The organism is Candidatus Pelagibacter sp. IMCC9063, from assembly GCF_000195085.1.
Lineage (GTDB): Bacteria > Pseudomonadota > Alphaproteobacteria > Pelagibacterales > Pelagibacteraceae > IMCC9063.
This window is the reverse complement of record NC_015380.1, coordinates 770,895-783,556: the sequence shown is the minus strand read 5'-3', so window position 1 is coordinate 783,556 and position 12,662 is coordinate 770,895. Positions and strand designations below refer to the sequence as shown.

Here is a 12,662-nt window from a genome sequence, read left to right as displayed (position 1 = left end):
ATAAAAAAATACCCCTGCCTCTTACAAGGCAGGGGTATTAATTTCAATTATTTATTTTACCGCTAAAGCCTGGTCAATTAACTTTTGTCCAGTCGGTACTTTTTCTACAAATTTAGCAAACGAAGATTTTTTTGCTAATGCTACCCAAGCTGCATGATCTGCTTTAGTCATGTAAGCTAGTTTAACACCTGCACTCTTGTAAGCTTTTTCCATATCTGAGTCTAATTTAGCAGCTGATTTTGTCATAAATTTTTCAGCTTTCTTTCCAGCTTTCATTAATGCTTTCTGTTGTTTTGCATTCAATGAATTGAAAGATTGTTTAGACATTAGAATTGGCTCATACATAAACCACAATCCGTATTTTCCTGGAGGTGTAGCACACTTAACTTGTTCGTAAATTCTGTATGATACAAAACTTCCAGAACTAGTGTTTGCTCCATCCAATACTCCAGTTTGAAGACCGTTGTAAATAGCTGAAGAAGGCATTCCTTGAATACCAGCTCCTGCAGCTTCTAACATTTGATTAAATGCTTTTCCTGCAGCTCTAAATACTTGTCCTTTAACTGTACTAGGATCTGTGATGCAATTTTTTTTAGAAACAAATCCACCAGCTAACCAAGCATCAGATAAAACGATAACGCCTGCGTCATCCATAATTTTTCTGATAGTATCCATAAATGGAGACTTGTTAATTGCTAATGCATGTTTATGATTTTTCACAATTCCAGGCATCAAAGTAATATCAAATTCTGGGTGAAATTTAGCAGCGTATGCTAAAGGGAAAGCCGAAATATCAAGCTGTCCAGTAGTCATAGGTTTCCACTGCTCTTTTGGTTTGTATAAAGACTTAGCTGGATAAACTCTAACATCTATACCAACGTTTGCTTTCTTCATTTCATCAGCAATGATTTGCACCATTTCGTGACGAGCGTCATACTTGCCTGTTTTTGCATTCTTTGTTCCAGGCCATTGGTGACTTGCTTTTAGCGTTTTCGCAAAAGACATTCCCGCAGACGTGAAAAGAAATACTGCTGTACTAAAAAGTACGATTATTTTTTTCATGTTGTTTCCCTGTTAGTTAAATTTAAGTTGGTAAATCTAACCGAATAATCAATTTATTAAAACACCTTATTTGACTATAAATTTCAATCATTTGTGTATAAAAAGACAAAAATATGATCGATGGACCCCTAAAAGGATTGTTAGTTTTGGATTTGACCAGAGTACTGGTGGGTCCTTATTGTACAATGGTTTTATCAGATCTGGGAGCAAGGGTAATTAAAGTAGAAGCCCCTGAAATTGGAGACGATTCAAGAAAATTTGGTCCTTTTGTAGAAGAGCAATCAGCATATTTTATGTCTTTAAATAGAGGAAAGGAAAGTATTGCTCTAAATCTAAAGAACGAAGAAGATAAAAAAATATTTGAAAAAATTTTAGCAAAAGCAGATATTCTTGTTGAAAACTTTAAACCTGGAACCTTGGAAAAATGGGGATATGGCTGGAACAATTTAAAAGATAAATATCCAAAACTTATTTATGCATCTGCATCTGGATTTGGTCAAACAGGTCCAATGAAGGAACTTCCTGCATACGATATGGTGGTTCAAGGGATGGGTGGTCTCATGAGTGTTACGGGTCAGCCGAATAGCGAACCAACTAGAGTAGGAACTTCCATTGGAGATATTACTGCTGGATTGTTTACTGCGATTGGAGTGAACGCTGCATTGTTTGATCGAACTAAAACTGGGAAAGGAAGTCACATAGATGTCTCTATGTTAGATTGTCAAATTGCAATATTAGAAAATGCAATCGCAAGATATTTATCTAAAGGAGAAATTCCTCAGCCAATGGGGTCACGTCATCCCTCCATTGCTCCCTTTGAAGCGTTCAAAACAAAAGATAGCCACATCATTATTGCAGCTGGAAATGAAAAATTATTTCAAGGAATGTGTGAAGTTTTAAATTGTGACTCTTATAAGCAAGAAAAATTTAAGGATAATCAATCTAGAAATAAAAATATAGATGAATTGAAAGTAATTATAGAATCTAAATTGAAAGATAAAACAACAGAAGATTGGGTTTCCTTATTTACTGAAAAGAAGATTCCATGTGGACCTATTTATAATATTAAAGAAGCGGTAGAGAATCCTCAAATTGAATTTAGAAATATGATTGTAAGCGCAAATCATAATAAAATTGGAAAATTTAAAATGGCAGGCAATCCAATTAAAATGTCTAATTATGAAGACAAATCAACTCGAGGCGAAATACCTGACCTTGATCAGCACCGCGATAAAATTTTAAAAGAATTTGGGTAAGAAATTATTCTGAAGGTTTGTCTTCAGTAGGATTTGCTTCAGTAGTTTGATCTACGATATCTTCAGATACGTTATCATTGTCACTATCATCTCCTTCATCTGCATCATCGGCTACGGCTGCAGAAGCTACAGGAACTTTTCTTGATCTTTTGGATGGTAAAATTGCTTGTCCAGATTTAGATACTTCACCTTTATAAATTGCTTCAAACTCGTCTCCTTCTGGAGCATCAAAATCTTCTTGTACTGTTGCGTCCTCTGGATGATCTCTAGCACGATCAACCGTTGCATTATTTAAATTTTTAATATCGATTTTTTTATCACCAATTTCTCTCAGTGAAATTACAGTTTTTTTATCATTGTCTTCATCTACTAAAGGCTTATCCCCCGCACCAATTTGCAAAGTTCTTTCTTTAGCTAGAATGATCAAATCATACTGATTATCAACTTGCTCTAAACAATCTTCTACTGTTACACGTGCCATAAAGTTGAGGTCTTCTAATGACTTTAGACTTGAAAATCAAGCAATTTTTACAGGTTGGTAGTCTTTTAATTTGAACAAAAACAAAGCATTAGCCAAAATTAAGTAACCCAACATCATTGAAAATATTTGATTAATAGTGAATTGCTGATCAATCAAGTATCCAAACAATACAGGGCCAATTGCAGTAGAAAAAACAAAGAAGGAGATGGTGACAGATCTAATTCCACCTAAATACTTAGTTCCATAGATTTCTGACCAAGTAGAGGTTAACAAAACACTAGAAGTGCCATTGGTCATCGCAATTAAAGTCATCATAACAATTGGGGTAAAGGCCCAGCTGCTTGTAATTACCAAAAAATAAGCACCCATGGTCGGTAACAAATAAAAAGGTAAAATTTTAATAGCAGAAAAACGATCAACTAAAAAACCAGAAACAGCCAACGTGATTACGCCTACGATTGCATATAAAGTAAATCCTTGGGCTAATAACAGCATCGACCATTGTTTGCTCTCGAAAATATAGATTTGATTAATAAAAATTCCTGTTGATAGAAAACCAGGCCCTAATACAGCAGGAAGTAAAAAATAAAACTTTGAGTCACGTATTACTTCTGATCTTGTCCAGTTTTTAATTGTGGGATTAGCCTCGTCTTTTTTTTTACGATCAGAAACTTCAGTAGCTCCATCTTGATATGATTTTAAGATAATAAAAACGGAAGGAACTACTAAACACAAAACGAAAATAGAAATCCCTAGCCAAACTATTTTCCAAGAATAAAACTTCATAAGAAAAATTATCAAATAAGGTAGAAAACCTTCCCCTAAGGACAGTCCTAGCCAAGAAATGCTAAGAGCTTTACCGCGATTTAAGTCAAAAAATTTAGCCATAGAAGTACTCGCAGTATGAGTCATCAATCCCTGCCCTGACAGTCTAAGGAAATATATTGCAAAAAATAAAAGAATAATATTGGTAACCAAGGTTAAAAAAAAACTAGAAAAGGCTAGAAATATACATGCCGTAATGGCAAAATAAATGATTTTAAAGTCATCAATTTTTTTTCCTACCCATATTAAGGAAAAGCTACTTAAAAGAGTAGCCAACGAATAAATTAAACCAAATTCAGAATGACTTAAGCTTAAATCTTCTCTTATATAAGGATTAAAAATACCAATAAAAAAAGTTTGACCAAAGCTGGAACAAAATGTCAAAATGAACCCGAATAAAAGAAATCTAGAATTGTTTTTAACGAATTGATAATTAAACATTTAAAAAATAGAAGAAAAGAATGTCAAAAAAAGTAACGTTCATAGGTTTAGGAGTCATGGGATATCCGATGGCAGGATTTATAGCAAAAGCCGGTCACGATGTAACGGTTTATAATCGAACGACTGCGAAAGCAGAAAAATGGGTTGGTGAATATGGTGGAAAACATGCTTCTACAGCCAAAGAAGCTGCAAAAGATTCTGATTTTGTTTTTACCTGTGTGGGTAATGATAATGATTTAAAAGAAATAACTATCGGTGAGCATGGTGCATTTCATAACGTTAAAGAGGGAGCTATCTTTATAGATAACACTACTGCTTCTGCAAAGATTGCAAGAGAGCTAAGCGAAGAAGCAAAAAAAAGAAAATTTGGTTTTCTTGATGCTCCAGTTTCGGGTGGCCAGGCCGGAGCTGAAAATGGTGCGCTAACAGTAATGATTGGTGGAGAACAAAATCATTTTGAACAAGCAGAATCCATCATCGATTGCTATTCTAAAAAAATGAAATTATTAGGAAACTCTGGAAGCGGTCAACTTGCTAAAATGGTTAATCAGATTTGTATTGCTGGATTAGTTCAGGGCTTGTCAGAAGCTATTCGATTTGGTCAGAATGCAGGATTAAATATGGAAGATGTAATCGAAGTTATTTCCAAAGGAGCTGCGCAATCATGGCAAATGGAAAATCGTTACAAAACAATGATCACAGATAAGTTTGACTATGGTTTTGCTGTTGATTGGATGAGAAAAGATTTATCTATTGCTATGGAAGAGGCAAAGAGCAATGGCTCTACACTTCCTATCACCGAAGTCATAGATAAATATTATGCAGAAGTGCAAAAAAAAGGCGGAAACCGTTTTGATACTTCTAGCTTAATCACATTATTACCAAAAAAAAATAATATGAGCAAAGAAGATCCTGAATTTTATAACAACAAGAATCTAATCCTTGATGAAATATGGACTCTACTTTCTAAAGGTGTAACAGATAGAAATGAAGACTTTAGACTTCCTGCTGTTGTTCTTAATTCTAAACAGGGACCCGATGCTAGAATTGTAGTGTTGCGCGGAGCTTTTAAAGATAAAAATACATTAAGATTTCATACAGATATTAGATCGGACAAAATAAAATTTATTAAAAATAACAATCAAATCTATTTTCTTTTTTATAATAAAGAGAGAAAAATTCAGGTGAGAGCCGCAGGTACTGCCGCTATTCATTATAAGGATGATCTGACCAAAGAGGTTTGGGAGAGAACTCAAGTAATTAGTAGAAAATGCTATTTAGCAACTAATGCCCCAGGAACAACAAGCGAAGATCCAACTTCTGGAATACCAGAGCAATATGTTGGGAAAAATGTTCCAAAGGAAGAAAGTGAGTCTGGGTATGAAAATTTTTCCATAATAGAAAGCAAAATTCATTCTTTTGAATGGCTGTATTTAGCATCGAAAGGTCATAGAAGAGCCAAAATTGAATTGGGCAACAACGACTCCAAAGCTCATTGGGTAACTCCTTAAAACCACGCTAATATTCAACTTTCCTCTACAGAAAAAGAGGTGTTTTCAAATGATTTTTATCTCTTGTGAAAAAGATTGAATGTGAGTAACATATTCGCAACGTTCATCTTTTTTTAAAAAGACGGAAGTAGCGAAAGCGAAGGAACGCACCTAACTTAAAATAAGGAGGGTGTAATGACTGATAAAAGACACACAAAACTAATAGAAACGTACGGAAAAGAAAAAGCTTCTAAAGAAAAAGCAAATGCTTTGTTTAGAGCTAGAAAAGAAGTTTCCATAAATGGAAATGGCACTTCAGGGTACGTGGTAAAAAATGGTCCTCACAAAGGAAAAGTGCTTGGACATTTTTCACAAAAATATAATAATAATTTGGAAGAAACAGAATAGTTAAAAGCAAAAATTATTATTAAAAAATAACGGAGAAACTATGACAGCAACATATACATGCCAAAAATGTAACATGGCAGTTAATGCAACATGCGCTAACTGCAGTAATGAGCCTCTTGTTAATGATAGCTTAGATAACAATGGAACAAAAATTCAAATATCTAAATGTCCCAAATGCCAAGGAAAAATTAAATCTCCTATGTGCTGTGGTCAAGATATGGGCGCTACCTAGAATATTTATTTCTTTTCTTTTTCGTCGGATGATTCTGGTGATTGAGAATCAGACTTAACTTCTTCTGTAATTGTTGGTTCTACTGAAGGTTCAGATTTAAATTCTTCTGCGGTTGTTGGTTTTGCTGAAGGTTCAGATTTAAATTCTTCTGCGGTTGTTGGTTTTGCTGAAGGTTCAGATTTAAATTCTTCTTTGTTCAGAATTTCTTTTAGAGTTATTTTTTTTCTTGTTCTAAAATAGACATAAGCTACAGCGGCAAGGACAAGACCAATTAGATAATATTGAGAGAAGTAACTCACTGCTTTTTCGATCGAGCTTATTGATTTTACAGTTTCTTGATTAATCACTTCTTGCTTAGGTGGTACAGGTTTGGATTCTTTTTGAACTACTTCTTGTTTAGGTGGTACAGGTTTGGATTCTTTTTGAACTACTTCTTGTTTAGGTGGTACAGGTTTGGATTCTTTTTGAACTACTTCTTGTTTAGGTGGTACAGGTTTGGATTCTTTTTGAACTACTTCTTGTTTAGGTGATACTAATTTAACAATTTGTTCAATTTTTTTTTCAGAAATAGGATTGGCTACAATTAATTTTAGTTCCTTATTTTCAGCAATCTGTGTAGATTTATTAGGTAGCTGCTGAACTGCAATAATACCTACAATAAAAATAAAAATAAAATTCATAATTAAAATTTCTACGTAAATATAACATAGATTGCACCTCTCTTACTATAAGCTTACAGTTGTAAAATTTTCTTCAAGGGTATTTTTTGCTTATATATCAACATTATTTACCTAGGAAGGAAAGACACTCTATGAACGAAGCAAAATAGTGTTGGAATAATCATTTCCATCTGTTTTTTAACTATTACTCAAGATGTTCTTATGGAAAGTAATTTGGGTCAATTTTTTTTATTTTTATTTTTAAAGAAAAAATAATAGCACAAAGAAAGAACTGTAAATAAAGTTATTACAGAAGTAATTGTACTCTCGAAAACTTTTAAAGGATTGTCTGAAAATAAAATTATTACTCTTTCAATGTCCTCATCAATTTGTCTTCCTAAAAAAAGACCAATCATAAAACTTAAAGGCGTAAATTCAAATTTTTTAAGATACCATCCAATGATACCAAAAATAAAAAGTATATAAACATCAAAAATTAAATTTCTATAAGCGAATGAGCCTATGGACATTAGGATAATTAAAAGTGGAACAAGCAAGTAGGACTTTACCTTGACGATTTTTCCAACATAAAAAGCTATGAAAGCTGCAAAAAAACCCAAAAAAATCATTTGTAAAAGATTCCCAACTATTAAGCCATAAACTAAAGGCCCATTATCTCTGAACAACCCGCCACCTGGAACCAAGCCGTGCAACATAAAACCTCCTAAAATAACAGCTGTAGATGCGCTTCCAGGAATACCAAGAGAAAGCAATATAGCCATTGATCCTCCTTCAGATGCATTGTTTGCACTTTCTGCCGCAACAACCCCGTCTGGCTCACCTTTTCCAAAATTTTCTTTATTTTTTGAAAACTTTTTTGCAAGTGAATAACTAGATAAGGAAGCTATAGCTGCACCCGCAGCAGGTAAAACACCTACAAAAATACCAACAATGCTTCCAGTTAACCAAATTTTAACTTTCTTAATAGCTTTGTATATCCCTTTAAACAAATCTTGGATGTTATGTTCTTTTTGTACATCCTCATCAGATATTGATTTTCTATTGACCAATGAGAGCAATTCTGGAATTGCAAACATACCTATAATACAAATAATTAAAGGAACCCCATCTTCAAGTTCTGCAAAACCAAAAGTTCCTCTTGCAACACCGGTTGAAACGCTAGTACCAATATTAGAAACTAGAATGCCAAACACGCCTGCAAATATTGCTCTGCTAAGATATTTTCCTTGGAGAATACCTATAAAAACAATTACAAATATTGTTAATGCTAACATTTCAGAAGAACCAAATTTTAAAGCCAACCAGGTCATTGGCTCAATTGCAAAAAGTAATACAAGATATGATAGAAAACCTCCTATTACAGAAGATGAAATTTGTAACCCCAGTGCTTCATTGTGTAATCCTTTTCTAGTCATTGGATAACCATCGAGCGTTGTGGCAACAGCCCCAGGTGTTCCTGGTGTATTAATTAAAATAGCTAAAATCCCCCCCCCTGTTAAGCTACCAGTATAAACCGATGTCATTAATATTAGAGCAGTTAAGGCATCTAAAGAAAGTGTTAGTGGTAAAATAATAGCTAAACCTAAAGCAGCTGTCATACCAGGAATAACTCCAATAATTAAACCTAGCAACATCCCAGAAAAAATTGCCAAGGGCATTTTCCAAGATATTAAAAGACCAACACCCTCCATTAAATCTCCAAAATTTATCATAATGGCAAAGGTATTTTTAAAAGCTTATGAAAAAAAAAATAAACAATTGTCAGTGCAAGAAATGGGGGAATTAAAATGAATTTATTTCTAAATCCCAATAAGTAACTTAGAATAATATAGAAAAAAAAAGTTGAAATTAAATATCCAAATAAATTTAGGCCACAGAAAAATAGTAATACAGTTATCAGAAAGTATATTTTTTTCTGCTCAAATAGTTGACTTTTGGTATTTAAGTTTTTGACAACACTCTCAATTATAATAAAAATAGATATACCTACAAAAAAATAAAAAAGGGGCTTGATTAGCAATACACTTTCTGGACCCTCCTCGAGCTTTAAAGTGCTATTTAAAAAATAAAATGACCAGGAAATTGCAAGAATTATAAAAAAATTAAATTCGTTAAAAATTTTTTTTACAATTTTCATTTAGCTATTAAAGGGGGTTTTTCAACCCCCTTAAATTACAATGTATTTAATATTTACTCATTATGTCGGTAAATTCTTTATCGACTTTTCTGTACAATTTATTTGACTTTCTAGGACCTAACCAGTCTCTACCAACTTTTGTTTTGTCAGCAAAAGCTATGAAGTCTTTGTTTGACTTGGTAGTTTTTTTATAGGCAGATATAATTTTTTTATATCTTTTCGGATAGTTTTTTTTAACGTCCTTATGCAATGCATGAAATCTGTAAGCACCTCCATACGGAACCTTTACTTTATATCCATATTTTTTTAATAACTTATTTATAGGTTGAGCTTTATCCCATCCAGGAACGCTGCCCTTCATAAATGCTCCAAGCACTACTGCATGTTTTTTGGCTTTTAATGCTCCACCAGATCCAGCAGCTGACATATGTACTTCACCAGCAATAAATGCTTTCCTAGTTTTTCCACCACCTTTGTAAGGTACCATTTTAACATCCAGTCCTAGTTCTTTAAACAAAACTCTAGACAGCACTGGTCCTACAGAACCTTTTCCGCTTGAACCAAATGAGTATTTGCCCGGATTGGCTTTTACAGCCTTAATCATATCATCAATATTTTTCCAGCCAGTATCTTTTCTTGCATAAATAATAGCAGGATCTACCCATTGAATATTGATTATATCAAGATCATCGGTTTTAAAAACCTTGGAGTCTTTGAATTTAACATAAGTTGTAGCTGGTGCAAAGGCTGTCAAAATAGAATAGCCATCCCTAGGCTCTGCCATAAATTTTTTCAATCCAATTTTACCACCTGCTCCTTTGTGATTTTCAACAATGACTGTCTTACCAAATGCTTTTGGTAAAAACTTCTGTAATGATCTAGCAGTACGATCAACTCCACCACCAGCTCCATAGTTTACAATTACTTTAATCTCTTTTTCTGGAAATTCAGCAAAAGCCTGATTTCCAAGAATAAAAAATGATAAAGTAAATAACGATACTATTTTAATTAAATTTTTCATTTATCTCCCCTTTTTATTATTTATATTATGATAATAGATTTGAGTAGATTTTAAAACAAAAAAAAATATAAAATAGATGTATATTACTTCGTAACTTGATTAATTTTATTTAATCTAGAACATAATTTAGAAGACCTATGTTCTGCTATTTTTGACATTTTTAATGAGACTTTTCTACTATTACCTATATTTTTTTTAGAGTCCGTTAATTCAATTATTTTTTTTCTAGATAGAATTTTTTTTATATCCTTGTTGGAGTTTAAAGCTTCTTGATAATTCTTATTTTTAAGTCTAACTTCATCTACAATTTCGTGTAAAATTTTATAAGCTTTTTGCTTACCTAAGATAGGGGCGATAGACATGACAATATTTTCAGAATTAATTAAACCTTTGGTAATTTCTAAATTGTCATTCATTTTTTTTCGATTTATTCTAATTACATTTAGCAAGTTATTAAATTCTTCTAATAAAATGTTTAATTTTGGAAAAATTTCTTGAATTGTTTGTTTTTGAAACTGATTCATTGCTAAATCACCCTCATTCTGAATAGACATCATTGCATTACCTCTTGAGGTGTAGCTAGCCAAATCTTCTGCTAAAGCCACGAAGGTATAAACATATTTTGGGTTAATTTTTTGTGGCATGGTAGAGCTACCGACTGTACCTTCGGGTAAATTTTCAGAAATTTCCTGAATTTCATCTCGCATATAAAAATTTAATTCACGTCCAATATTTGATAAAGCAGCAGCCAGATGGCTGCATAAAAATGTATATTCTGCTATGTTGTCTATAATTACTCTAGACGGAACCTCAACTCTTTGTAAGTTTAGCCGATCAGCTAGATTTTTATAAAGAGATTCTCCTTTATTTTTGAACGAATGCATTGCTCCTACTGCCCCACCAAATACAAGTATAAATAATCTTTTTTCAATTTCTTCAAATCTTTCTTCAAATCTTAAAATTTCTTCCGTCCATTCAGATATTTTAAAACCGAAGGTCATAGGCATGCCATGCTGTCCATTAGTTCTTGCGATCATTGGTTGATTAGAAAACTTGAAAGATAACTTAGATAAAGTCTTTAAACAATCTGACATTCTATACATTGCTTGAATATGAGATTTTCTCATCAGAAGAGCTGATCCAGCTTGCGTAATATTCTGTGTTGTTGCTCCATAATGAACATATTTCTTAGATTCTTCTGAGCACAATTTCACTATAAAATTTACTAAAGAAACTATTGGGGCCTTAGTTTTCTTTAAATCTTTTTCAAAAAATTTTAAATTAAAATATTTGATGTTACATTTTTTGCTAATTTCTATAGCTGATTTTTTTGGAATTATTTTTAATTCACTCTGTGCAAGAGCCATTTCTTTTTCGACAAGCAGATAACTAGAAAGTATATTTTTTTTGGAAAAAATTTCTTTAATTTTTTCAATTGGGATTTTTTTCATTTTAAAAGTGCCATAAAGTTCACTTTTATTATAAACTTTTTACTATTAATCCAATGCTTTTTTAAGTTCATTTAGACTTTTATAAATTTTTAAAATCTTCAACGCTAGATAAAGCCTGGCCTGAATAAGAGCCTTCTGAAAAAGACCTTTCGTTATCCCATATATTTTTTGGCATAGGTAGGCCTTGAAATACTACATCCTCAATTGGCTCGTTTGGTACTAAATTTAATTTCTCTTTTAGCATTAAAAGTACTTGCCTAGTATGCTGCCCACTATGCCAGGCTGTTCTTTCCAAAACTTCATGTAAAATTACCTCTCCATAATAAACTTTTCCTGGCTGCTTAAAGTCAGTTGTTACTCCATCTCTGTGCCACCATTCTAAAAAATTTTTTCTAACTTTGCTTCCATAATCGGCTAAATCTTTTTTGGTTTTCATTTCCTTAGGTAAAATTGATAACAAAGATTCATAAGTATAAAGTGCATTATCTTCTACTCTTCTTAAAAACACATCTTGGATATTAAAAATATGATAAACTAATTGCCTATAAGATCTTGGACGACCAGGAAGCAAAGTGTCAAGTTTTTCATTAGGTATTTGTTCCAAATATCTAAAGGCGGCTTCATTAATTTTGATTATCTTATCCACCATGATTTTTGGCTCAAGCATTTTATGTGCTTTATAATCAAAGCCTGCAACTTTGGCGACATCCCTGAATACAGCTCCGTTTGCCCAAGCATCTCCTTTGGCGACAATAGGAACCATTTTAACCCCAAATCTTTCTAAGTCTTTGAAGCCTGTTTTGTCCTCTAGTACATTTACAGATTTAAATGGAACTCCATTGTCCATAAGAAATTCTTTAGTCTTGAGGCAGCTGGAGCAACCTGGTTGCCAATATACTTTTACAACTTCTTCTTTCATAGAAAATTTTTATTCAACGTTACTTACCTTCTTCTGTGAGTTTTTTTAGTAGAAGATAAAATTAAAAAAATATTTTTACTTAAATGTTTAAAAAATATTACCCTAAAATATGTAATATTTGAATAGCTAGAAAGAGTGGTTAAATATGAATTTTATACTAGCAACTCCTACTTACGGTTGAATAAATCATGTCGCGCCAGTGTCACAATAAAGGTTTGATAAAGATTAAATACAATTAAAAATTAGCTAAGTATGAAAG

13 protein-coding genes, 1 pseudogene and 1 riboswitch are annotated in these 12,662 nt (G+C 32.6%); of the genes and pseudogenes, 5 read left to right on the top strand and 9 right to left on the bottom strand.

Annotation, left to right across the window (positions count from 1 at the left end; genetic code table 11):
- Positions 1–51: 51 nt before the first annotated feature.
- A complete protein-coding gene (gene dctP, locus SAR11G3_RS04125) occupies positions 52–1,062 on the bottom strand; it encodes a TRAP transporter substrate-binding protein DctP (RefSeq protein ID WP_013695519.1) in 1,011 nt (336 codons plus the stop codon).
- 113 nt (positions 1,063–1,175) lie between these two features.
- Here dctP and SAR11G3_RS04120 point away from each other — a divergent pair, with 113 nt between their 5' ends.
- On the top strand, positions 1,176–2,318 hold the full coding sequence (locus tag SAR11G3_RS04120; RefSeq protein ID WP_013695518.1) for a CaiB/BaiF CoA transferase family protein: 1,143 nt from the start codon (positions 1,176–1,178) through the stop codon (positions 2,316–2,318).
- Between the two features lie 4 nt (positions 2,319–2,322).
- Here SAR11G3_RS04120 and rpoZ read toward each other — a convergent pair whose 3' ends face one another.
- Both rpoZ and SAR11G3_RS04110 read right to left on the bottom strand, forming a co-directional pair.
- Positions 2,323–2,799 carry a DNA-directed RNA polymerase subunit omega gene (rpoZ, locus tag SAR11G3_RS04115; RefSeq protein WP_013695517.1) on the bottom strand — a complete coding sequence of 159 codons (477 nt, stop codon included), beginning with the start codon at positions 2,797–2,799 and terminating at the stop codon, positions 2,323–2,325.
- Between the two features lie 36 nt (positions 2,800–2,835).
- Complete coding sequence (locus tag SAR11G3_RS04110) at positions 2,836–4,008, bottom strand: MFS transporter (RefSeq protein ID WP_237697281.1); 1,173 nt, start codon at positions 4,006–4,008, stop codon at positions 2,836–2,838.
- 77 nt (positions 4,009–4,085) lie between these two features.
- On the opposite strand from SAR11G3_RS04110, the pseudogene SAR11G3_RS07910 reads away from it, so the two are divergent.
- The 4 genes and pseudogenes from SAR11G3_RS07910 to SAR11G3_RS04095 all read left to right on the top strand — a co-directional run.
- Positions 4,086–4,952, top strand: a pseudogene (locus SAR11G3_RS07910) (NAD(P)-dependent oxidoreductase); the annotation flags it as partial.
- Positions 4,953–4,961: 9 nt separating this feature from the next.
- Positions 4,962–5,576, top strand: a complete 615-nt coding sequence (locus tag SAR11G3_RS07905; protein WP_202795013.1) for a pyridoxamine 5'-phosphate oxidase family protein — start codon at positions 4,962–4,964, stop codon at positions 5,574–5,576.
- 98 nt (positions 5,577–5,674) lie between these two features.
- Positions 5,675–5,727, top strand: a riboswitch (Glutamine riboswitch).
- 23 nt (positions 5,728–5,750) lie between these two features.
- Positions 5,751–5,963, top strand: a complete 213-nt coding sequence (locus SAR11G3_RS04100; RefSeq protein WP_013695514.1) for a hypothetical protein — start codon at positions 5,751–5,753, stop codon at positions 5,961–5,963.
- 40 nt (positions 5,964–6,003) lie between these two features.
- A complete protein-coding gene (locus SAR11G3_RS04095) occupies positions 6,004–6,195 on the top strand; it encodes a hypothetical protein (RefSeq protein WP_041862360.1) in 192 nt (63 codons plus the stop codon).
- Positions 6,196–6,200: 5 nt separating this feature from the next.
- On the opposite strand, the gene SAR11G3_RS04090 is transcribed toward SAR11G3_RS04095, so the two are convergent.
- The 6 genes from SAR11G3_RS04090 to SAR11G3_RS04065 form a co-directional block, all read right to left on the bottom strand.
- Positions 6,201–6,875, bottom strand: a complete 675-nt coding sequence (locus SAR11G3_RS04090) for a hypothetical protein (RefSeq protein WP_013695512.1) — start codon at positions 6,873–6,875, stop codon at positions 6,201–6,203.
- 218 nt (positions 6,876–7,093) lie between these two features.
- Positions 7,094–8,587: a tripartite tricarboxylate transporter permease gene (locus tag SAR11G3_RS04085; RefSeq protein ID WP_013695511.1), complete on the bottom strand. Its 1,494-nt coding sequence runs from the start codon at positions 8,585–8,587 to the stop codon at positions 7,094–7,096.
- Positions 8,584–9,012, bottom strand: a complete 429-nt coding sequence (locus SAR11G3_RS07900) for a tripartite tricarboxylate transporter TctB family protein (protein ID WP_013695510.1) — start codon at positions 9,010–9,012, stop codon at positions 8,584–8,586. Before SAR11G3_RS07900 ends, SAR11G3_RS04085 begins: the two co-directional genes overlap by 4 nt.
- Before the next feature lie 46 nt (positions 9,013–9,058).
- Positions 9,059–10,033 carry a Bug family tripartite tricarboxylate transporter substrate binding protein gene (locus SAR11G3_RS04075; protein WP_013695509.1) on the bottom strand — a complete coding sequence of 325 codons (975 nt, stop codon included), beginning with the start codon at positions 10,031–10,033 and terminating at the stop codon, positions 9,059–9,061.
- 83 nt (positions 10,034–10,116) lie between these two features.
- On the bottom strand, positions 10,117–11,484 hold the full coding sequence (locus tag SAR11G3_RS04070) for a lyase family protein (protein ID WP_013695508.1): 1,368 nt from the start codon (positions 11,482–11,484) through the stop codon (positions 10,117–10,119).
- A gap of 79 nt (positions 11,485–11,563) precedes the next feature.
- Complete coding sequence (locus SAR11G3_RS04065) at positions 11,564–12,403, bottom strand: glutaredoxin domain-containing protein (RefSeq protein ID WP_013695507.1); 840 nt, start codon at positions 12,401–12,403, stop codon at positions 11,564–11,566.
- Positions 12,404–12,662: the final 259 nt, after the last annotated feature.

Excerpts from the sequence above, each read along its gene's own strand:
- dctP (WP_013695519.1), bottom strand. The coding sequence starts at position 1,062 with ATGAAAAAAATAATCGTACTTTTTAGTACAGCAGTATTTCTTTTCACG.
- SAR11G3_RS04120 (WP_013695518.1), top strand. The coding sequence starts at position 1,176 with ATGATCGATGGACCCCTAAAAGGATTGTTAGTTTTGGATTTGACCAGA.
- rpoZ (WP_013695517.1), bottom strand. The coding sequence starts at position 2,799 with ATGGCACGTGTAACAGTAGAAGATTGTTTAGAGCAAGTTGATAATCAG.
- SAR11G3_RS07905 (WP_202795013.1), top strand. The coding sequence starts at position 4,962 with ATGAGCAAAGAAGATCCTGAATTTTATAACAACAAGAATCTAATCCTT.
- SAR11G3_RS04100 (WP_013695514.1), top strand. The coding sequence starts at position 5,751 with ATGACTGATAAAAGACACACAAAACTAATAGAAACGTACGGAAAAGAA.
- SAR11G3_RS04095 (WP_041862360.1), top strand. The coding sequence starts at position 6,004 with ATGACAGCAACATATACATGCCAAAAATGTAACATGGCAGTTAATGCA.
- SAR11G3_RS04090 (WP_013695512.1), bottom strand. The coding sequence starts at position 6,875 with ATGAATTTTATTTTTATTTTTATTGTAGGTATTATTGCAGTTCAGCAG.
- SAR11G3_RS04085 (WP_013695511.1), bottom strand. The coding sequence starts at position 8,587 with ATGATAAATTTTGGAGATTTAATGGAGGGTGTTGGTCTTTTAATATCT.
- SAR11G3_RS07900 (WP_013695510.1), bottom strand. The coding sequence starts at position 9,012 with ATGAAAATTGTAAAAAAAATTTTTAACGAATTTAATTTTTTTATAATT.
- SAR11G3_RS04075 (WP_013695509.1), bottom strand. The coding sequence starts at position 10,033 with ATGAAAAATTTAATTAAAATAGTATCGTTATTTACTTTATCATTTTTT.
- SAR11G3_RS04070 (WP_013695508.1), bottom strand. The coding sequence starts at position 11,484 with ATGAAAAAAATCCCAATTGAAAAAATTAAAGAAATTTTTTCCAAAAAA.
- SAR11G3_RS04065 (WP_013695507.1), bottom strand. The coding sequence starts at position 12,403 with ATGAAAGAAGAAGTTGTAAAAGTATATTGGCAACCAGGTTGCTCCAGC.